The sequence below is a fragment of the Ruegeria sp. YTSA075 genome, from assembly GCF_059610245.1.
Genome location: NZ_JBXWNG010000001.1, coordinates 424,615 through 444,993 on the forward strand (window position 1 = coordinate 424,615; position 20,379 = coordinate 444,993).

Sequence of the window (20,379 nt, forward strand, 5' to 3'; positions counted from 1 at the left end):
GATTGTGCTGCGGACGGCTTGCCAGTCTTTGGCTTGCTGCGTGTGTCCGGCCGCTTCAGATTCGCGCATCTTTCGAGCGGCTTCTGCCTCGGCCCGGTCTCCATGAACTGAATAGAGAGCTCTTGCATATTGGGCTGTTTGTACTGCGTCCATTTCGGTCATCCTCCGTGGAATGTCTGAGGGTTCGCGCAGTCACTATACTACACGCCCGGACAGATCGCACGATTGGGGAATTCCCTTAAGCAGTTGTCTGTTCAGCCTCGGCCCGCAATTCGCGTAGATGTTCGGGGAAGTAACGGGCGGTCATATCGGCCTCGCGGATCAAAGTATCAAAGTGGCGGGTAAACACCTCGATCCGGTCCCGGTCGCGGAACGCCATGTAATGGCTGCCGGCATAGAAGACGCACAACAGCGGGCCAAAGATGGTTACCGGCGCGGAATAAAGGCGCTTAGCATCAAACAGATAGATCCGCAGACGCGGGTAGAGCTGTTCGCACAAGGCCAGAAGGTGGTCTATCTGCTCCTGCCGAATCTCCAGCGGGAGTCCTTCATAATAGCCTTCGCCAAGCGCGAAGCTGCGCATTTCGAACAACGGCATCGCGATCTCATAGTCCGATTGTGCACTGCGCATCCAGGTTAACCGGTCCTCGGAGGCCCCGATAGCCTGATCCGCCGTGCGGCCCAGATGCGGGGCGTATTCCCATTCCAACACGGCTCGGGTTTTGAGCATGTCGGGCAGGGTGGCCGGGACATAGCGGATCTTGTAGCCCGCAGCCTCTTGATGCCATTGGAAAATCCGCTCATCCACCAATGCACGTGGGGCCGCCGCCATGCTGAGGGAGCTGGCCAGAATTTCCGCGGCGCTTTCGGGCCGGTCTGATAGGCTGAGCAGCCAATCGGCCGAAACCCCCAGCGCCGCTGCGCAACCCCCAATGACATGAGCATTGGGCAGGCGCGCCCCATCATCCGCCAGCAGTTGCGAAACGGTAGACCGGTCCACGCCAATGCTGCGGGCAAGGGCGCTCTGGCTGGTTTGGCGGTCTTCCATCGCACGGGCCAGACGAAGGCGAAACTGCGCAGCACGCACGCGTTTGTCGAGTTTTTCATCCATATGTTTGAAAATATCACATTTGATGAATTTTGTTAATCATATTCAGAATACCCAACAGAGTGCCCCGTAGGTAACACTTTTGTGAGAACAATAAAAACGGGGTCCGGAATGGAAACGCGGCAAAGGTCGGTCGTGAAGGCACTGATTTGGAATGCGTTGGGGTTGGCGGTCATGACTTTGGTTGGTCTGATTGCCACGGGATCAGCGGCGGTTGGCGGTGCGTTGGCGCTGATCAATACGGCCATCGGTTTGACGCTGTATGTTGCCTATGAACGGGTCTGGGCTGGAATCGCGTGGGGCCGCAATGGCTGAACCAACACGGCCCCAATCGCCCGAATGGGGGACATTCGCCCTGATCTTAGCCTGTTACGCCGCGTGGCTGGCCGGTCTGTTCTGGCTTGCGGCCTGGTCCCTATGGCTCGCCATCCCGGCCTTGGGTCTGGTTGCTGCCTTGCATTCCTCGCTGACGCATGAGGCGTTGCACGGGCACCCATTCCGCGCCAGATGGCTGAACGAGGCGCTGATGGCCGTGCCGCTGACTTTGTTCATCCCGTTCAACCGCTTCCGCGATCTGCATCTGGCGCATCATCAGGATGCCAACTTGACCGATCCCTATGACGACCCCGAAACGAACTATCTGGATCCGAAAGTTTGGGCGCGACTGTCGTGGTGGCAAAAGCGGCTGTTTGTGGCCAACAACACGCTTCTGGGCCGGATCGTGCTGGGCCCCGCAATCGGACAAGTGATGTTTCTACGTGATGAATGGCATGGGATGATCCGAGGGGATCGCGCCATTCTTCTGGCTTGGGCACTGCATATTCCCGGCGTAGCGGTTGTTTTGTGGGTGGTCGCGCAATCGGCGATGCCGACCTGGGCCTTTGTTCTATCAGCCTATATAGGGCTGGGTCTGGTCAAAATCCGGACCTTCCTGGAACACCGCGCGCATGAGAAATCCCGCGCTCGGACGGTGATTGTCGAGGACCGCGGGCTGTTGGCCTTTTTGTTTCTGAACAACAACCTGCACGTCGTTCATCACATGAACCCTTCGGCCCCATGGTACCGTCTGCCTGCGCTCTATCAGGCAGGGAAAGACCGCTATCAGGCCTGCAACGAAGCCTATGTCTATCGCTCATACGCGCAGATTTTCAAAGAATATTTCTGGCGGGCAAAAGATCCGGTGGCCCATCCGCTCTGGCCAAAGCCCTGATTCCACGACAGAAGGGGAGCCATGAGTTTATGGATTCCCGTCACCATCGCCGCCGCCTCATTCCAGACGGTGCGGTTCATGCTTCAAAAGTCGCTCAGCAGCGTGAAACTATCCGCCGCTGGTGCAACCTTTGCGCGGTTTGCCTATTCGATGCCGCTGGCGGTTCTGGGGCTGGTCGTAGCGCTGTGGGTGACGCAGGCTGCGATACCATCTCTGACGGCACAGTTCTGGCTATTCGTAGCCATTGGCGGGACGGCGCAGATTTTGGCGACCATCTGCGTGGTTGCCCTTTTCAAACAGCGCAATTTCGCGGTCGGGATCACCTTTAAGAAAACCGAAGTGATCCAAACAGCGATTGTCGGGTTTTTGGTGCTTGGGGATGAAGTCTCAGCCGGGGCGCTTGGCGCAATCCTGTTGGGATTGCTGGCGGTTCTTTTGCTGTCCAAAACACCGGGCGGAGGCGGTACGTGGTGGCACCATCTGACCAACCGTGCCTCGCAGCTTGGGCTTGGGTCCGGTGTGTTGTTTGCGTTCTCAGCCGTCAGCTATCGCGGCGCATCGCTGGAGCTTGGCGACATTGACGCATGGTTCCGTGCCCTGATCACTCTGGCAGCCGTGGTCACCTTCCAGTTTCTCAGCATGGGGCTGTGGCTGCTGTGGCGCGACCGGGCCGAATTGCTGGCAGTCTGGCAAACCCGATCCACGGGTGTCTTCGTCGGGCTGACCAGCCTTGGCGGGTCGTTCTGCTGGTTTCTGGCCTTCACCTTGCAGAATGCGGCTTATGTCAAAGCACTCGGGCAGGTGGAGCTGATCCTCAGCCTTTTGGCCTCAATCCTGTTCTTCCGCGAGACCATCACCCGGCGCGAAATCGCCGGGATGGGATTGTTGGGCGCCTCAATACTGGCGCTGGTGCTGGCGATCTAGCTGGCGCGGCGTTCGTCGAAACTGAGCGCGATGAAGCTGGGCAGGTGGTCGCCCATGCCGACAATCTTGGGGCCATTGTCGTCCCGGCGACCACGACCCTTGGCGGGCTTGTCCTGTTTGCGCTCGTCCTTGCTGCGGTCGTATTTTCTATCGTCCGTGGGCTTGGCCTTTTTCTCAGGCTTGGCGGCCTCCGGCTTGGGATCTTCCTTAATCGGATTGTCGAGCCGGGGAATTTCCTTCTGGATCAACTCTTCAATCGCATCCAGAGCCTTTTCGTCCCGGCCTGAGCAGATCGTGATTGCCTTGCCTTCGCGCCCGGCGCGACCAGTGCGGCCGATCCGGTGCACGTAATCCTCGGGATGGCCGGGGACGTCGAAATTGAACACATGGCTGACGGCCGGAACGTCGAGGCCGCGTGCAGCGACGTCCGAGGCAACCAGCAGACGCAATGATCCGTCGCGAAACCCGTCCAGTGTTTTCATCCGCTGCGACTGATCCAGATCGCCATGGATAGCGGCGGCATCATAGCCGTATTTCTTCAGCGATTTCGCGCAGATATCGACATCTGTCTTCCGATTGCAGAATATGATCGCGTTGGTGCACTTTTCACCCTCGGCGTCGATCAGTGCGCGCAATAAGTTGCGTTTTTGGCTTGCTTCACGATCCCGGCGGCCACCTTTGAACATGACAACGCCCTGTTCGATCGTTTCGGATGCGGTCGCTTGGCGAGCAACCTCGACCCGGGCGGGGGCCGATAGGAACGTGTCGGTGATGCGTTCAATCTCGGAGGCCATGGTGGCCGAAAAGAACAACGTCTGGCGGGTGAACGGCGTGAGCGAGAAGATGCGTTCGATATCGGGGATGAACCCCATATCCAGCATCCGGTCGGCCTCATCCACGACCATGATCTGAACGCCGGTCAACAGCAGTTTGCCGCGTTCGAAATGGTCCAGTAGACGGCCCGGCGTCGCGATCAGAACGTCTACGCCGCGATCAATAAGCGCCTCTTGCTCTTTGAAGCTGACACCACCGATCAACAGCGCTTTGGTCAGCTTCAGATGCTTGGTGTAAGTGTCGAAATTCTCGGCCACCTGCGCAGCCAATTCGCGGGTCGGACACAGCACTAGTGACCGTGGCATCCGCGCACGGGCGCGACCACGGGCCAGCAATGTGATCATAGGCAGCGTGAAGCTGGCGGTTTTACCCGTGCCGGTTTGCGCGATCCCCAGAACGTCGCGTCCTTCGAGCGCAGGTGGAATCGCGCCCTCTTGGATCGGGGTGGGGGTTTCATATCCAGCTTCCTCAATGGCTTTGAGGACCTTGGGGTTCAGGTTCAGTTCGTTAAACTTTGTCATGTATGTCCGGTTCATGCGGACACTAGACCTGGCCCGCGCGTCTGAAAAGTGCCGGGCCCGGATGGCCATGCGTGTTTTGCGCATTTCGGCTTGAGCGCGGACATAACAAAAAGGCGGGTCAGCGTCAAACAGTGACCAGCTTGACGCGCACGCACGGCATCAACGCGGGATTCTGTGCAACAATTCAGCCGCTTCCGGCGAAGTGTTGCGCGATTTTTTGGCTCAGGTTCAGCGGCCTGTGCCGGATCAGCCCGTAACGTTTCAACCGCGCACGCACGTCAGGGTCCTGGCCGCTGATCTCCGCATAGAAGGCGCGCAGGCCGTCTATGCCTTGTTCGTCCTTGATCCAGCTGAACAGCTCGTTCTTGTTCAGGCCGCCTTCTTCACGTGGCACGTTAGGCGACATACCGGGCTGGTATGACCCTCTGGTCATCCGAAAATCATAATGCGCGATCCAGTGATCCCAATCCGGTGCGTGACGGTGGCAGAGTTCAAACTGAGGCTGTTCGTGCTTGCAGGGCAGTAGTTTCTTGTTCTGGAACAGGTTGTGTATCCGAAAGCTGAGGTTTTCCAGCCCTGTGCGCACGATTAGCTTCCCTTGCACATGGCTCAGGAATCCGCCCAGCATAAAGGCGCCATAGGTTGGGTAAATCTCCCGCACCAGTGCCTCGCGCGTGGGGCTTTTGGGGAGATGCGCCTTATACAGATCATCGCCACCTGACATCGCTTCTGACGGCCGCACGCGGACCGCGGGTATATCCTGTGGGACTGTTGCCAGGACATCCGCGACCGGCTCTGACGTCCACAAAAACTCATCCGCATCGATATGAGCCAGCCAGTCCACATCAGTACGCCTATAGGTATGCGTCGCGATAAAGGTCTGGCGAATCTGGTGCTTATCCGGGCGTCCGCGCGTGCGTTTTGACCAGAATGCCTCATCGCACGATTGCACCTGCACCTTGGGATGCTGGCTGAGCGCCTGAAAGGCAGCCGGGTTCGGCTCGTCCAGAAATACATAAAGCCGGTCGACCCCCAGATCGAGGTGATGCGCCGCAAAGCCGAGGATATCCTCGGCCCGGCCACGGACCATCGAGACAATGCCCCAACGGGTCATGTGCGGGACCGCAGCGTCGCGCGCCGGTTGCGCATGTGTTTTAACCGGCGAAACACGGTGCCGGGATCGGCGTTTAACGTGCTAAACAAATGATCGGCAAGGGGCGCGATTGTGGGGTCATTCAGGGCCTTGGTCCAAACCGGTGCCATCAGATTGGTATCCAGCCCGCCAGAATCCAGCGAGAAGGATTTCATCTGCAGGGGTAAGGGTTTGTGGACCTTGTTGCGCGATCCATAGGGGGTTTCTGGCGCCGTGCCGGAAAACAGGCGTTCGTATTCGTAAATCTTCATCAATCCAAACAACATGCGCAGAGCTTGCCCGACTTCGCGCTGTGTTGGGGTCTGGCCGTGATCGGCAAAGGTCTGGACCGAGGAAACCAGCCAGCGCAGGTCCAGCACAGACAGAAGATGTGCGGACTGTTCAGCCCAGAGCCGCTGAAAAAGATCCGGGGTGTGGCGTGGGAATGACCGTTTGCGCAGATTTGCAACCAGTTGCGCGTTCAGAAAGGCAAGCTCAGACTGTCCGATGAACTCTTCGGCGATTTTCACCCGCTTACGATCCCATGAGGTCTGTATATCCAAGGGTGGCAGTTCCGTTGCGCTTGGCGGAACGGTTTGTGCGGCCAGTGCCTCAAGGTCTGCCTCCGGCGGGGGCAGCGTGTTCGCGCCGAATTCGAACGGGGCACGGCGCTTGTCATAGCCATCCAGCATATCGGGCAGGCCGCCGGGAAAGGTCAGATCGTCATCGCTCATGCCCGCAAGATTGCACAGCCGAGATCGGCAGTGCAATCAGCCCTTTCCCTTAAACCATCATCTCTTTGGTGGCCGTCAGGTTCAGCGCCGGATAGTCGCGCACGACGCGGTCGATATCCCATTGAAGACGCGTCAGATAGACGATGTCGCCATCATGGTCATGGGCGATGTGCTGCTTGTTGGCGTTGACGAATTTCTCGACCTCAAGTTTCTCACCGCTGACCCAACGGGCCGAGGTGAACTGAGACGCTTCGAACCGCACTGGCAGGCCGTATTCCATCTCGATCCGGCTGGCCAGCACTTCGAACTGCAGCGCGCCGACCACGCCCACGATAAAGCCCGATCCGATCGAGGGTTTGAACACCTTGGCCGCGCCTTCTTCGGCAAACTGCATCAGGGCTTTTTCCAGATGCTTGGCCTTCATCGGATCGCCCGGACGGACGGTCTGCAACAGTTCCGGCGCGAAAGAGGGGATGCCGGTCACGCGGATCGCTTCGCCTTCGGTCAGCGTATCGCCAATGCGCAGCTGTCCGTGGTTCGGAATGCCGATAATATCGCCGGCCCAGGCTTCTTCGGCCAGTTCCCGGTCGGAGGCCAGGAACAGAACCGGGTTCGAGATCGCCATCGGCTTTTTCGACCGCACATGGGTCAGCTTCATGCCACGTTTGAAATGTCCCGAAGCCATGCGCACAAAGGCCACACGGTCGCGGTGCTTGGGGTCCATATTGGCCTGTACCTTGAAGACAAACCCCGCGACCTTCTTCTCATCGGGTGCGATCTGGCGGGGTTCGGCGGATTGTATTTGCGGCTGCGGGCCATAAGCGCCGATGCCTTCCATCAATTCCTTCACACCGAACGAATTGATGGCCGAACCGAACCAGATCGGGGTCATATGGCCTTCCAAGACCGCTTGGGGATCGATCGCGGGCAGAAGTTCTCGCGCCATCTCGACCTCTTCCAGCAGTTTCTCCAGCAGATGTTCGGGCACGTGCTCGGCCAGCTTGGGATCATCCAGCCCGTCGATCTGGATGCTTTCAGCCACTTTGTTACGATCTGCGCGGTCCATCAGTTCCAGCCGGTCGCGCAGCATATCATAGCAGCCGATGAAATCGCGCCCCACGCCGATGGGCCAGGCCGCGGGCGTGACGTCGATGGCCAGCATTTCCTGGATTTCGTCGATGATCTCGAACGTGTCGCGGCTTTCGCGGTCCATCTTGTTACAGAAGGTCAGGATCGGCAGATCGCGCAGGCGGCAGACCTCGAACAGTTTCTGCGTCTGGCTTTCCACACCTTTTGCACCGTCAATCACCATCACGGCGGCATCCACCGCAGTCAGCGTGCGATAGGTATCTTCCGAGAAATCGCTGTGGCCAGGGGTGTCCACCAGATTGAACCGGAAATTCCCATAGTCGAACGACATCGCCGAGGCGGACACCGAGATGCCGCGATCTTTCTCCATTTGCATGAAGTCCGACCGCGTGCGCCGCGCCTCACCCTTGGCGCGCACCTGTCCCGCCATCTGGATCGCACCGCCGTACAGAAGGAACTTCTCGGTCAGCGTCGTTTTGCCCGCATCGGGGTGCGAGATGATGGCGAATGTCCGGCGCCGGGCGATCTCGGGCGGCAGGATAGGTTGGTTCGAGGCGGTATCAAGCATAAGCGCGCGTATAGGCGGGGAAACCCGCCGAGGCAAGACAAACGGGGTGGCGCGAATCGCCGGGCTATGGCAAAAAGAACATATAGTGAACAAATGGTGGAGTGGACCAATGAATTTGAAAGAAGTTGCGGACGAACTGGTCGCGGGTTGCCGCGAGAACAGGGCCAAGGAAAATCTGACCAAGCTCTATGCGCCCGACGCGGTCTCAGTCGAAGCGCAGGATATGCAAGGCATGGGCCGCGAAACGCAGGGCCTTGATGGCATTGGCGGCAAGCATGATTGGTGGGAGAACGCCCATGAGGTTTCAGGCGCATCGGTGAGCGATCCGTTCCTGCATGGCGACGACCGTTTTGCCGTGATCTTCGAAGTTCAGGGCAAAGTAAAGGAAACCGGCGAAAGCTTCGACATGCGCGAAGTGGCGATTTATCACGTCTCGGATGGAAAAATCGTGAGAGAGGAGTTCTTCTACTGACATTAGGCGAGTTCTTGTATTTCTTGCCTGAGTTTTGTTAGTCATCACGGACACCAAGATCAGGGAAGAGCATGAAGTTTTCCCATTGTGTTTTCAGAACTGCGGTCGGAGCGCTTACGCTTTCGGCTGCAACAGCGGCGCTAGCCGAACAGGGGCATTGGGAAACCAAACCCGCGGTATCAGAAATCAACGGCAAACTGTCGGTGCTGGGCAGCACCGGCAGCTTCGGAGAGATTTACGGTATCGACGGCAGCTTTTCCGCGCCCTTGGGGCACAGCTTTGGTTTGCAGATCGACGGTCTTGCCGCGCGGCTGGATCCGGACAATCTGGACAGCGCAACAGCATTTGGCACCGGGGCACATCTGTTCTGGCGCGACCCTGATCAGGGGCTTTTGGGGCTATACGGGCATTACGTCGCAACAGATTTTGCCGACAGTGCCAATTTTCGTGCCATTGGGTTTGAGGCTGAAGCTTATCTTGATCGCTATACACTAAGCGCCGTGATTGGCGCTGAGGATGGCCGGATCAGTGGCACAGAGTTCGGCAAGATCGACTATGGCACAAATATCTTCTCCTCTGCGTTTCTGTATTACTATCCAACAGATGATCTGAGCCTCTCAGTCGGGCATCGTTACGTGTTGAAGCAGAACCTGATTCAAGCTGGTGCAGAATGGATGCCGCGTTCTGCCGGTCTTGGCGATTCAAGTCTCTATCTGACGCTATCTTACGACACGGAGGATGAGACCGCTGTTTTGATTGGTCTGCGGCGTTACTTTGGACAGAAGGGCAAATCGCTTATTCGTCGTCACCGCGAGGATGATCCTCAGGTCACGATATTGTGGATTGTGGAACAGGCGGTTGGTGATCTGGACAATATCATACAGACAATTCGAGAGTTTCGTGGCGGCTGATGGCGTACGAGACAAGGGCACTGGCTAGGCTGTAGGGGAAGTGAATGGATCTGGGAATTCGAGGAAAACGTGCTTTGGTGTGTGCCAGCAGCAAGGGGCTGGGCTTGGGATGCGCCGAAGCTTTGGCCGAGGCCGGTGTCGATCTGGTGATGAATGCGCGCGGGGTGGATGCGCTGGAGGCCGAGGCCGCGCGGTTGCGCTCTACCTACGGTGTGGATGTTCAGGCCGTCGCCTGTGATGTGACCACGCCAGATGGGCAGGCCCGGGTGATCGAAGCGGCGCAGGGTGTTGATATTCTGGTGAACAATGCCGGGGGGCCTCCGCCCGGGATGTGGTCGGATTGGGATCGCGATGATTTCATCAAGGCGCTGGACGCGAATATGCTGACGCCGATTGCCTTTATGAAAGCGTTGCTGCCCGCGATGATGGACAAGGGCTGGGGCAGGGTGGTCAATATCACCTCGCAATCCGTGCGCGCGCCAATTGCCGTGCTTGGCTTGTCAAATGCGGCGCGCACCGGCCTGACCGGCTATGTCGCAGGAACGGCCCGTCAGGTGGCCCCTCATGGGGTCAACATCAACAACCTGCTGCCGGGTATTCATGCAACCGACCGGGCGGACTCGCTCGATAGTGGTGTGGCGGCACAGCAGGACATTTCGATCGACGAAGCGCGGGCTGCGCGGGCCGCAACAATCCCAGCGCGCCGGTATGGTACCCGGGCCGAGTTTGGGGCCACCTGTGCCTTTCTGTGTTCGCAACAGGCCGGGTTTATCGTTGGGCAGAACATCCTGCTGGATGGCGGCGCAACCAACTTGACAATGTAGCCATGTCTCAAGGGTATTCGCTGAAAGATCAGCTGTTTAATGATGAGAAAACCCGGTATCTGGCCGGGCTTTTTGCTCAGGCGGACCCGTCCTTTAATCCGGATGCTTTTCATGGGCAGGTGATGTACCGGCTCACCGATCTGGAATTGAAAGAGCGCATGGCTTGGATTGCGGACTGTCTGCAATCGGCCCTACCGGGAACACTGCCCGACGTTGCGCCCGTGATCCTACGCGCGCTACCGCCGCCTTTGGACCCGACCAAAACGGATGATGATTTCGGTGATTTCATCTTTGCACCTTTGGGCGAATGGGTGGCCGCGATTGGGCTGGACGCGCCCGAGGACGCTCTGAACCTGTTCGAGGAGTTGACCCAGAGGTTTTCCATGGAATGGGCGATCCGCCCGTTCCTGAACCGCTGGCCCGATCTGGTTCTGAACCGGATGCAGGATTGGTGCGCGCATGACAGCTACCACGTCCGCCGATTGGTCAGCGAAGGCACGCGACCACGCCTGCCCTGGGGGCAGGCGATTGGACTGGAGCTGGATGATCCTCTGCCTTTGCTTGATCGGTTGCATGGAGACAATACACGCTATGTCACGCGCTCGATCGCAAACCATCTGAACGATATCTCAAAGAAACAGCCCGATCTGGTTCTTGCGCAGCTTCAGACTTGGAAAGCTGCAGGCAAACAGAATCCGGATGAGTTGGATTGGATGATCGGTCACACCCTGCGCGGCCTTGTAAAGGCGGGACATTCGGGCTCGATGGTCATGCTGGGCTATGATCCTGATGCCGAAGTGACGGTTGGTATTCAGCTATTGGCAGAGGCACGGATTGGCAAAGCGCTGGAGTTTTCTGTGGACCTGACAGGTCAGGGTGCGCAGCCGGTTCTTGTAGATTATATCATTCACTTTCAAAGACCTGGAGGGAAAACATCAGCCAAAGTGCACAAGCTGAAACAAGCCGCGTTGAAGGATGGGACATTGCGTTTGGAAAAGCGTCACAAGCTTAAAGCCAACGCAAGCACGTTCCAGTTGGTCCCCGGTGCGCATCGGCTTGAGATTCAGGTGAATGGCAAGGTGCGGGCAGGTGTTGATTTCGACCTTTTGGGCTGAGACATCTCACAGTTTTGTCAAATCGGGCCCGGTGGATTGCCCCGGCCGAAAAGTTGCACTAGCTGCTAGGCAGATATCGAACAGAGGACATCCGCGATGAAGCATGAATCGGTGCAGAACTATTATGGCGAAGTGCTGCAAAGCAGTGCGGATTTGCAGACCAATGCCTGCTGCACCCCCGATGACATGCCGGATCATCTGAAGAAAATCCTCTCGAAACTGCATGATGAGGTGCTGACCCGCTACTACGGCTGCGGCCTGATCGCGCCGCTGGACCTTGAGGGGATGAGCATCCTTGATCTGGGCTGCGGCGCTGGCCGGGATGTTTACGCCCTGTCGGCGATGGTGGGTGAGAACGGACGCGTGGTTGGCGTCGATATGACCCATGAACAGCTGGATGTGGCCCGTGCGCATCAGGACTACCACGCCAATGTTTTTGGCTATGCCACCGGCAATGTTGAATTCCACCACGGCTATATCGAAAAACTGGATGAGCTGGATCTGGAACCGGGCTCTTTCGATATCATCGTGTCGAACTGCGTGATCAACCTGGCCACCGATAAAGAGGCCGTCTTGCGCGGGGCGCATCGGCTGTTGAAAGAGGGCGGCGAGATGTATTTCTCGGACGTCTATGCGGATCGCCGCATCCCGCAAGCCATGGCCGAGGATGAGGTTCTGTATGGCGAATGCCTATCGGGCGCGTTGTACTGGAACGACTTTCTGTCCATCTCGCGCAAGGCGGGCTTTGGTGATCCGCGCCGTGTAACCCATCGCCCGCTGACCATCGAAAACCCTGTGCTGGAAGAACGTGTCGCGCCGTTGAACTTTCTGTCGGCCACGTACCGTTTATTCAAGCTGTCCGCGCTGGAGCCCGCCTGTGAAGATTATGGTCAGGCGGTGATCTACAAGGGCACCATCCCCAACGCGCCGCATCGTTTTGAGCTGGATGACCATCACGCAATGGAAACCGGCAAGGTCTTCCCGGTGTGCGGCAACACATGGATGATGTTGAAAGACACGCGTTTTGCCCGTCATTTTGACTTTGTCGGTGATTTCTCGACTCACTATGGCATTTTCGAAGGCTGTGGCGGCGAGAGCCCGTTTGAAGCAATGGGGGCCGAAGCCACTTCCGGCGGCTGCTGCTGATCCCTTGCGCCCAAGGGGCGAGGTTGCTATCCCCGCCCAAGCCCGATGGTTTTGATCGGGAAAGGTTACGGGGTCATCGGTGACAACAGACGCAACTCCTCCTCGTTTGGAAATCCGCAACATGATCCGCCGGTTCGACGGGCGGGTTGTGGTGGATGATGTGTCGCTCACCGTGCAGGCTGGGCAGGTGACTTGCCTGCTTGGGCCATCGGGTTGCGGGAAATCCACCACGCTGCGGATGATCGCCGGGGTCGAGATGCAGGATTCGGGCGAAATCTACGTCGATGGCAAGCTGATCTGCGATACCGTGTTTCGCGTGCCGCCGGAACGACGCGAAATTGGCTTGATGTTTCAAGATTTTGCGCTGTTTCCACATCTGAGCGTCGCCAATAATGTGGCTTTTGGCCTGACCGGCAGCAAAGACCAGAAACGTGCCCGCGTCGAAGAATTGCTGCGCAAAGTTGATCTGATGCGCTTTATCGATGGCTACCCGCATCAGCTTTCAGGTGGTGAGCAGCAACGGGTTGCCTTGGCCCGTGCATTGGCCCCGCGCCCCCGGATCATGCTGATGGATGAGCCGTTTTCAGGCCTCGACAACCGGTTGCGCGATGGTATCCGCGACGAAACCCTGGCGATCCTGAAAGAAGAAGATGCCGCGGTGCTGCTGGTTACGCATGAGCCGGAAGAAGCGATGCGGATGGCGGATGAGATCGCCCTGATGCGCCGGGGCAAGATCGTGCAGCAAGGCGCGCCCTATAACGTCTACACCCGGCCTGCAGATAAAGAGGCGGTGGCCTTCTTTAGCGATGTCAATGTCTTGCGGTCCGTCGTTAACGGGGCTTTGGCGGAAACACCTTTCGGTCAATTCCTGGCCCCGGGCATTCCGGATGGGACGGATGTCGAGATCGTGTTCCGCCCACAGCACGTTAAGCTGGATTTCGACCGCAATGGCAAAGGCCCGTTGCCGACCGCCACCGAAGGGGTCGCCGCGCGGGGTGTGGTCGAACGCGCCCGCTTTTTGGGCAATGAAAGCCTGGTCGAGTTTCGGATGGATTACGACGGTTCGATCCTTAAGACCACCGTGCCCAATGTGTTTGTCCCCAACCCGGGGCGGGTCATGTGGCTGACGATCCGCCGCGATCGTTGCTTCGTTTTCCCGCTCTGACGCTCAGTTTCCGCCTAAGTGGTGCGCGAAAGCCTCAGATTGCGTGCGCCCGTTGCTTGCCGCAACGCAAGGGCGCGTCTATCAAGGGCCAAACGTGGGGATGATCGGGCAGATGCGTATACTTTTAACCAATGATGATGGGATCAACGCGCCGGGTCTGACGGTGCTTGAGGCGATTGCGGCTGAGGTGGCAGGGCCAGATGGCGAAGTTTGGGTCGTTGCTCCTGCGTTTGAGCAGTCGGGCGTCGGGCATTGTATCAGTTATACACACCCGACCATGGTGGCCGAGCTGGGCGAGCGCCGCTATGCAGCCGAAGGTTCGCCTGCGGATTGCGTATTGGCCGGTTTGCATGACGTGATGAAGGACGCGCCGCCCGATCTGGTGTTGTCTGGTGTAAACCGGGGCAATAACTCGGCTGAGAATACGGTCTATTCCGGCACAATTGGCGGCGCGATGGAGGCCGCCTTGCAGGGCGTGCCCGCCATTGCCCTGTCGCAATACTACGGTCCGCGCAACCGGGATCTGGCCGATCCGTTTGAAGCTGCAGTGCAACATGGCACCGATGTGGTGCGCAAGATATTGGTGGCGAACCCTGCGGATCAAACAGATTACCGCCTGTTTTATAATGTGAATTTCCCGCCCGTTCCTGCGGATGAGGTTCTTGGTATTCAAGTCTGCGGCCAAGGCTTCCGGCGCGAAACCCGCCATACAGTTGAGCCACAGACATCACCTTCGGGCCGGCGTTTTCTGTGGGTCCGGGGTGGGCCGCAGGACAAACCGACCGAGCCGGGCACAGATGCGGCAGCCAATCTGGCCGGATATATCTCGGTCACGCCGATGCGGGCGGATCTGACGGCCTATGATGCGCTAGAGGCGTTGAAGTCGATCGAATGAGTGGACTGGACCCCGAAACCGTCATGCAATTCCTGTTTGCCCTGCGCAAACGGGGCGTGACGGATGCGCGTGTGCTGGCCGCGATGGAGCAGATTGATCGGGGTCGCTTTGTCACCGGTCTGTTTGCGGATCGTGCGTATGAGGATATGCCGCTGCCCATCGCCTGTGGTCAGACGATCAGCCAACCCTCGGTCGTCGGGTTGATGACGCAGGCGCTGGACGTGCGCCCACGTGATACGGTTCTGGAGGTTGGGACAGGATCGGGCTATCAGGCCGCGGTTCTGTCAAAACTGGCGCGCCGGGTCTATACGGTTGAGCGCCATAAACGGTTGGTGAACGAAACCGGCCAGTTGTTTCGCCAGATGGGATTGACCAATGTGACCGCGATGCTGTCGGATGGGTCCTTTGGTTTGCCCGAACAAGCCCCCTTTGATCGGATCATTGTGACAGCCGCGGCAGAGGACCCACCCGGACCGCTCTTGGCGCAGCTGAAAATCGGGGGTATTATGGTTCTACCCGTAGGACAGTCAGATGCGGTACAGCAGTTGATCAAGGTCACGCGCACCGAGGATGGTCTGGACTATAACGAATTGTCGTCCGTCCGTTTCGTGCCCCTGCTTGAGGGGCTCGGGAAGGATGAGGCATAACAGGTATTTGAAGTTTGATCACCGGAACCCCGGACAACAGGGGCAGGTGTTGAGGGCAAACATGATGAGAGCAGTTTCCAAATCGGCGATGCGCCGTTGTGCGACCGGGGTGGCCGCATTGGCCATATTGGCCGGGTGCGAAGGCCCACTGGATTATGACCTGCGTGGTCAGATTGGCGGGTTTTCAACCACAGGCGCGGCGCAATCCGCCACCGCCAGCCGCCCGGCACCGGATGCGCGCGGCGTCATCACCTATCCGAATTATCAGGTGGCCGTGGCCCGTCGCGGCGATACCGTCCGTGATGTTGCGGCCCGTCTGGGTCTGCCCGAGGGCGAGCTGTCGCGGTTCAACGGATTGCAAACCACCGACACGCTGCGCGAGGGCGAAATCCTGGCATTGCCGCGTTCGGTGGGTGCGGCCAGCGGGGTTGACATCGCCTCGATCGCCGGATCGGCCATTGACCAGGCACCTGCGACAGGCGGGGTCCAGACAACAACCCTGGAACCTGCCAAACCGGCAGCGGCACCCGCGCCGACCGGGCCGGAACCGATTCAGCACAAGGTGAAACGCGGCGAGACAGCCTATACGATTTCGCGCCTGTACCAAGTGCCTGTCGAGTCTTTGGCTGAATGGAACGGTCTGGGTCCGGATTTCGCCATCCGTGAAGGCCAGTACCTGCTGATCCCGGTCAAGAACCAGCCCGCCCCGCGCGCGGCCGCTCCGGCGCCTGCAGCAGGGGCAACCAATGTAACGCAGCCGGGGCAGGGCTCACCCACGCCAACGCCGCCAAGCGCCACGCAGCCCTTGCCGGACCAACAGGTCGAGCCCCGCGCCGAAGCACCCGAGGCCCCTGATGTGACTGCCGAAGCTCCCAGCAACGCAAGCCGTTCTGCGCTTGCCTTGCCGGTGACCGGCAAGACCATTCGGACCTATGAGAAAGGCAAGAACGAGGGCATCGACATCGCAGCTGCGCCCGGTACGCCAGTCAAGGCCGCCGAGGCAGGAACCGTCGCCGCGATCACGGCAGATGCGGATCAGGTGCCGATCATTGTGGTCAAGCACAAGAACGACTTGCTGACCGTCTATGCCAATGTCGACGACATCACGGTCAAGAAAGGCGACCGTGTCAAACGCGGGCAGCAGATTGCCGCGTTGCGGGGTGGGGACAATGCCTATGTGCATTTCGAGGTCCGCAAAGGCTTCGAGTCGGTCGATCCCGAGCCCTATTTGCAGTGAACTAAATGGCCCGTATCGGGCCATGCCTCCGGCGGGGATATTTTTGGCCAGATGAAGCTGGGATCACGCGTGGGGGTCGTAGTCGCTGAGCTGTTTGCCGGGTTCATCTGTGAACAGTTCCGGTTGGGGCGTGACCGTTTCGATCAGGTCGATGCGGAAGACGCGGAAGCCGTCACGTAGCTCGCACCAGGCGGTCAGCGTCCAGACGCGGCCCCAGTATTCCATATGCAGGGGGCGGATCGTGCGGTCTGTCAATGTACCGTCAATGCGGCGATAGGATAGGTGCAGTTTCTGGCGTGATTTGATCGCGGCGCGGATCGGGGCCATATGGGCCAGCCCGCGGGCGGCATCGGCAAAGGGGTAGACGGCGAACTTCCAGGCGTCGGCTTCGGCTACGACCTGTGTAGGCAACACGGCGTCGATCTTTTCAGCAAGGGACTCGGCTGCAGCCTTGAGATCCGGATCGGCGGCTTCGGCGACGATGGCCATGCCGAGGTTCAGCGCCTCGAGCTCGGACGGGGTCAGGTTCAGCGGGGGCAGGGTGATCTGTTCGCGCACCATGTAGCCCACACCACGCTCGCCTTCGACCGGAATGCCAGAAGCCACCAGCGTGTCCATATCGCGGTAGATCGTGCGGACCGACACCTCAAGCCGGTCCGCGATGTCCTGCGCGCGGTGCAGTTTGCCGTCGCGCAGGATCTGGATGATATCGAACAGACGATCAGTGCGGCGCATGACACGCCATTCTGGAAGCGATTAGGCAGTCATGTTCCATAGCACATTCTCATGCCGCATCTGCAGGCTGTCGGGGTTGATGGCCGCCATCAGGGCCGGGGCGAACTCCTGTTCCGGGAACTGTGCCGCCGCGTTTTGCGCCGCCTGCATATCCTGCCAGACGACATAGTCGGTCCAACGCCCGTCATCGCTCTGGCTGAGCTGGCGATGGGCAAAGCCGGGTGCGGCGCGCACGAAGGCTTCGGTGGATTGGCTGAGCGCGACGAATGCTTCGGGCGAGGTGCCGTCGTTTAAAGTGAAAGTGACGATTTCTGCGACATGGGTCATATGAGTCTCCGTTGACCAGGTTGCGATATCGCTGTTTTAGCCATCCACAACTGACATAAACCTGTCAGTTGAAAAAAGCGAGCCCTGTAAAATCGCAAGTTTAGACCGGATTTTGGGGGCGCCACCTTGTAAGCCCCCTTTTTGCGATGGGGGTTTGGGGCATAAACACAAGACCAGATCATATTCCCGGCGCGATGCGCTGACGTTAAAGGAGAAGAAACATGCTCAATAATATCGGCCTTCCTGGCCTACTGCTGATCGCTGTTGTGGTGCTGGTGCTGTTTGGTCGTGGTAAGATCAGTTCGCTGATGGGCGAAGTTGGCAAAGGCATCACGTCGTTCAAGAAAGGCGTCAAGGAAGGCGCAGATGAACTGGAGCAGGATTCAGCCGAAGTTGCCAAGGACGTCACACCGGAAACCGAAAAAGACAAGGTCTAAGCGCAGATGTTTGATCTGGGCTGGACCGAGCTTCTGGTCATCGGCATCGTTGCGCTGATTGTGGTGGGGCCCAAGGACCTGCCGGTGTTGTTTCGAAATGTTGGCCGCTGGGTTGGCAAGGCCCGCGGTATGGCCCGCGAGTTCAGCAGTGCGATGAACGAAGCTGCGGATCAGGCGGGCGTGAACGAGATCAAAAAGGGTTTGAATGCCGCCACCAACCCGGTGAATACCGCTATGGACGGTGTGAAACAGGCGGCTCAGGATCTGGGTAAGAGCATCGATCCCACCAAGTTTGATCCTCAGAGCGAGACCGGCAAGTTGGCTACTGAACGGGCCGAGCAAGCCAAGAAGATTCAGGCGACGAGCGCTCGTGCAACGGCCGAGCGCAAAGCCAAAGAAGCCGCAGATGCATTGGCCAAGGCCGAAGAGGCCGAAGCCGCGCTGAAGACTGAAAGCAAAACATGAGCAAGACCGACGAAATCGAAGACAGCTCGGCCCCATTGATCGAACATTTGGCTGAGCTGCGCACGCGGCTGATCCACTGCGTTGTGGCGTTTCTGATCGGTATGATCATCTGCTTCACGGTGGCCACGCCGATCTTCAATTTCCTGACGCACCCGTTGTGCGAGGTGCTGAATGAGCGCGGCCAGGATTGCGGGCTGATTTTTATCTCGCCGCAGGAAGGCTTCTTTGTTGCGATTAAGGTTTCGCTGTTGGGCGGGTTCATCCTGGCCTTTCCCTATATCGGAATGCAGATGTGGCGGTTCGTGGCACCAGGGCTTTACCGAACCGAAAAGAACGCGTTTTTGCCGTTCATGATCGCATCGCCATTCATGTTCCTGTTGGGTGCAAGTTTTGCCTTCTACGTCGTAACACCCTTGGCCTATGATTTCTTTCTGGGCTTCCAGCAGTTCGGTGCTGAGGGCGAGGCCGTAACCGATGGAGCGACAGCTGCACCGCTCAGTGTGGTGTTCCAGGGTTCGGCGCAGGAATATCTGAACCTGACAATCAAGTTCATCGTGGCCTTTGGTCTCTGCTTCCAGTTGCCTGTTTTGCTGACCTTGATGGGTAAGGCAGGATTGGTCAGCGCCGAAGGGCTTGGATCCGTCCGCAAATATGCGGTCGTCGCAATCTTGGTGCTCGCTGCGCTGGTCACGCCCCCGGACGTTATCACTCAGGTCATCCTGTTCGTCGTGGTCTATGGTCTCTACGAGATATCGATCTTCCTTGTCGCCCGTGTCGAGAAGAAGCGCGAAGAACAGCTGCGCGCCGATGGCTACTATGATGACGAGGCTGATGCGGATGAGGAGATCATTCAGGAGGAAGAGGGCAGATAACCCGCTCTGAAGACAAAGATAGGCGCGCCGGGTTCGGCGCGCCTTTTTCGTTTGAGGCCCTTGTTGCATCGCCCGGATCATGGTTTGACAGCGCCACACCAAGATCCGGAGGCCCCGATGGATGACCAAGCCCTGAACCGTATCGCCGACGCGCTGGACCGCATGGCCCCTGCGCCCTTGGCTGCTCCGGACTTCAACGCGGCCCCCGCCTTTGTCTGGCATGTCGGCCCGGATCGGTTAGAGCCTGTCACACAGGTCAACCGGGTCGATCTGGACCTGTTGGTGGGGATCAACCGCTCACGCGATACGTTGCTGGACAATACCCGTCGCTTTGCCGAAGGCTATAAAGCCAATAACGCGCTGCTCTGGGGCGCGCGCGGGATGGGGAAATCCAGTCTTGTGAAGGCCGTGCATGGCACACTTCAGGGCGGTCATCCGAACCTGAAACTGGTCGAATTGCAGCGTGAAGACATGGGCTCGGTCGCGCGCTTGCTGAACCACCTGCGCGCCGCGCCGCATCGGTTCATCCTGTTTTGCGATGACCTATCGTTCAGCCATGATGACCAACACTACAAATCGCTCAAAGCTGTGCTGGATGGCGGGATCGAAGGGCGGCCCGAGAATGTGGTTTTCTACGCCACCTCAAACCGCCGCCACCTGATGCCACGGGACATGATCGAGAACGAGCGTTCCAGCGCCATCAACCCGTCCGAGGCGGTTGAAGAAAAGGTCTCGCTTTCCGATCGGTTCGGCCTTTGGCTTGGCTTCCACCCGTGCGATCAGGATGAATACCTGGCCATGATCGATCGCTACTGCAGCGCCTATGGTGTCAGCGTCGACCCCGAAACCCTGCGCGCTGAGGCCATCGAATGGCAAGCGACCCGAGGTGCGCGCTCGGGCCGCGTTGCCTGGCAATTCTTCGTCGATCTAGCCGGGCGCAACGGCGTCAACATCGCCTGATCCCAGCTTCATCTGGCTAGAAATATCCCCGCCGGAGGCATGGCCCAAAGG

Annotated in this window: 23 protein-coding genes; 16 read left to right on the forward strand and 7 right to left on the reverse strand. The window is 58.6% G+C overall.

What is annotated here, in order from left to right; all coding sequences use genetic code 11:
* Positions 1-238: 238 nt before the first annotated feature.
* Positions 239-1,111, reverse strand: coding sequence for a helix-turn-helix domain-containing protein (locus AC2FGE_RS02215; protein WP_496817542.1), 873 nt, complete (start codon positions 1,109-1,111; stop codon positions 239-241).
* 108 nt (positions 1,112-1,219) lie between these two features.
* On the opposite strand from AC2FGE_RS02215, the gene AC2FGE_RS02220 reads away from it, so the two are divergent.
* From AC2FGE_RS02220 to AC2FGE_RS02230, 3 genes are read left to right on the forward strand one after another with little or no spacing between them, the layout of a single operon-like run.
* Entirely contained in the window at positions 1,220-1,423 is a 204-nt protein-coding gene (locus tag AC2FGE_RS02220) for a DUF2061 domain-containing protein (RefSeq protein ID WP_496817543.1), read from the forward strand.
* The gene (locus tag AC2FGE_RS02225) at positions 1,416-2,318 is read left to right on the forward strand and encodes a fatty acid desaturase (protein ID WP_496817544.1); all 903 of its coding nucleotides are present in this window, start codon (positions 1,416-1,418) and stop codon (positions 2,316-2,318) included. The genes AC2FGE_RS02220 and AC2FGE_RS02225 overlap by 8 nt, the downstream gene beginning before the upstream one ends.
* Before the next feature lie 21 nt (positions 2,319-2,339).
* Positions 2,340-3,242 carry an EamA family transporter gene (locus tag AC2FGE_RS02230; protein ID WP_496817545.1) on the forward strand — a complete coding sequence of 301 codons (903 nt, stop codon included), beginning with the start codon at positions 2,340-2,342 and terminating at the stop codon, positions 3,240-3,242.
* Here the strand turns inward: AC2FGE_RS02230 and AC2FGE_RS02235 are convergent.
* The 4 genes from AC2FGE_RS02235 to AC2FGE_RS02250 all read right to left on the reverse strand — a co-directional run bounded on the left by AC2FGE_RS02235 (position 3,239) and on the right by AC2FGE_RS02250 (position 8,120).
* Positions 3,239-4,597: a DEAD/DEAH box helicase gene (locus tag AC2FGE_RS02235; protein ID WP_496817546.1), complete on the reverse strand. Its 1,359-nt coding sequence runs from the start codon at positions 4,595-4,597 to the stop codon at positions 3,239-3,241. The genes AC2FGE_RS02230 and AC2FGE_RS02235 overlap by 4 nt on opposite strands.
* A 184-nt stretch (positions 4,598-4,781) precedes the next feature.
* Positions 4,782-5,711, reverse strand: a complete 930-nt coding sequence (locus AC2FGE_RS02240; protein ID WP_496817547.1) for a glycosyltransferase family 2 protein — start codon at positions 5,709-5,711, stop codon at positions 4,782-4,784.
* Positions 5,708-6,463, reverse strand: a complete 756-nt coding sequence (locus tag AC2FGE_RS02245; protein ID WP_496817548.1) for a hypothetical protein — start codon at positions 6,461-6,463, stop codon at positions 5,708-5,710. The genes AC2FGE_RS02240 and AC2FGE_RS02245 overlap by 4 nt, the downstream gene beginning before the upstream one ends.
* Before the next feature lie 49 nt (positions 6,464-6,512).
* On the reverse strand, positions 6,513-8,120 hold the full coding sequence (locus AC2FGE_RS02250; RefSeq protein WP_496817549.1) for a peptide chain release factor 3: 1,608 nt from the start codon (positions 8,118-8,120) through the stop codon (positions 6,513-6,515).
* Positions 8,121-8,229: 109 nt separating this feature from the next.
* On the opposite strand from AC2FGE_RS02250, the gene AC2FGE_RS02255 reads away from it, so the two are divergent.
* The 9 genes from AC2FGE_RS02255 to AC2FGE_RS02295 all read left to right on the forward strand — a co-directional run bounded on the left by AC2FGE_RS02255 (position 8,230) and on the right by AC2FGE_RS02295 (position 16,532).
* Positions 8,230-8,592: a SnoaL-like domain-containing protein gene (locus AC2FGE_RS02255; RefSeq protein WP_496817550.1), complete on the forward strand. Its 363-nt coding sequence runs from the start codon at positions 8,230-8,232 to the stop codon at positions 8,590-8,592.
* Positions 8,593-8,663: 71 nt separating this feature from the next.
* Positions 8,664-9,503, forward strand: a complete 840-nt coding sequence (locus AC2FGE_RS02260; protein WP_496817551.1) for a hypothetical protein — start codon at positions 8,664-8,666, stop codon at positions 9,501-9,503.
* 44 nt (positions 9,504-9,547) lie between these two features.
* Entirely contained in the window at positions 9,548-10,327 is a 780-nt protein-coding gene (locus AC2FGE_RS02265; protein WP_496817552.1) for an SDR family oxidoreductase, read from the forward strand.
* 2 nt (positions 10,328-10,329) lie between these two features.
* Positions 10,330-11,442 carry a YhaZ family DNA alkylation repair protein gene (locus AC2FGE_RS02270; protein WP_496817553.1) on the forward strand — a complete coding sequence of 371 codons (1,113 nt, stop codon included), beginning with the start codon at positions 10,330-10,332 and terminating at the stop codon, positions 11,440-11,442.
* 96 nt (positions 11,443-11,538) lie between these two features.
* Positions 11,539-12,588 carry a methyltransferase domain-containing protein gene (locus AC2FGE_RS02275; protein ID WP_496817554.1) on the forward strand — a complete coding sequence of 350 codons (1,050 nt, stop codon included), beginning with the start codon at positions 11,539-11,541 and terminating at the stop codon, positions 12,586-12,588.
* 121 nt (positions 12,589-12,709) lie between these two features.
* Complete coding sequence (locus tag AC2FGE_RS02280) at positions 12,710-13,753, forward strand: ABC transporter ATP-binding protein (protein WP_496817733.1); 1,044 nt, start codon at positions 12,710-12,712, stop codon at positions 13,751-13,753.
* 112 nt (positions 13,754-13,865) lie between these two features.
* Positions 13,866-14,648, forward strand: a complete 783-nt coding sequence (surE, locus tag AC2FGE_RS02285; protein WP_496817555.1) for a 5'/3'-nucleotidase SurE — start codon at positions 13,866-13,868, stop codon at positions 14,646-14,648.
* On the forward strand, positions 14,645-15,295 hold the full coding sequence (locus AC2FGE_RS02290) for a protein-L-isoaspartate(D-aspartate) O-methyltransferase (RefSeq protein WP_496817556.1): 651 nt from the start codon (positions 14,645-14,647) through the stop codon (positions 15,293-15,295). The genes surE and AC2FGE_RS02290 overlap by 4 nt, the downstream gene beginning before the upstream one ends.
* Before the next feature lie 64 nt (positions 15,296-15,359).
* The gene (locus AC2FGE_RS02295; protein ID WP_496817734.1) at positions 15,360-16,532 is read left to right on the forward strand and encodes a peptidoglycan DD-metalloendopeptidase family protein; all 1,173 of its coding nucleotides are present in this window, start codon (positions 15,360-15,362) and stop codon (positions 16,530-16,532) included.
* A 63-nt stretch (positions 16,533-16,595) separates the two neighbouring features.
* On the opposite strand, the gene AC2FGE_RS02300 is transcribed toward AC2FGE_RS02295, so the two are convergent.
* Together AC2FGE_RS02300 and AC2FGE_RS02305 are read right to left on the reverse strand one after the other, a co-directional pair.
* Positions 16,596-17,267, reverse strand: a complete 672-nt coding sequence (locus tag AC2FGE_RS02300) for a helix-turn-helix transcriptional regulator (RefSeq protein ID WP_496817557.1) — start codon at positions 17,265-17,267, stop codon at positions 16,596-16,598.
* Between the two features lie 21 nt (positions 17,268-17,288).
* Positions 17,289-17,594: a hypothetical protein gene (locus tag AC2FGE_RS02305; RefSeq protein WP_496817558.1), complete on the reverse strand. Its 306-nt coding sequence runs from the start codon at positions 17,592-17,594 to the stop codon at positions 17,289-17,291.
* 221 nt (positions 17,595-17,815) lie between these two features.
* On the opposite strand from AC2FGE_RS02305, the gene AC2FGE_RS02310 reads away from it, so the two are divergent.
* From AC2FGE_RS02310 to AC2FGE_RS02325, 4 genes are all read left to right on the forward strand, one after another.
* Positions 17,816-18,031, forward strand: coding sequence for a twin-arginine translocase TatA/TatE family subunit (locus AC2FGE_RS02310; protein ID WP_496817559.1), 216 nt, complete (start codon positions 17,816-17,818; stop codon positions 18,029-18,031).
* A gap of 6 nt (positions 18,032-18,037) precedes the next feature.
* A complete protein-coding gene (gene tatB, locus AC2FGE_RS02315; protein ID WP_496817560.1) occupies positions 18,038-18,496 on the forward strand; it encodes a Sec-independent protein translocase protein TatB in 459 nt (152 codons plus the stop codon).
* Positions 18,493-19,368 carry a twin-arginine translocase subunit TatC gene (tatC, locus tag AC2FGE_RS02320; RefSeq protein ID WP_496817561.1) on the forward strand — a complete coding sequence of 292 codons (876 nt, stop codon included), beginning with the start codon at positions 18,493-18,495 and terminating at the stop codon, positions 19,366-19,368. The genes tatB and tatC overlap by 4 nt, the downstream gene beginning before the upstream one ends.
* A gap of 117 nt (positions 19,369-19,485) precedes the next feature.
* Positions 19,486-20,328, forward strand: a complete 843-nt coding sequence (locus AC2FGE_RS02325; RefSeq protein WP_496817562.1) for an ATP-binding protein — start codon at positions 19,486-19,488, stop codon at positions 20,326-20,328.
* The last annotated feature ends 51 nt before the right edge of the window (positions 20,329-20,379 follow it).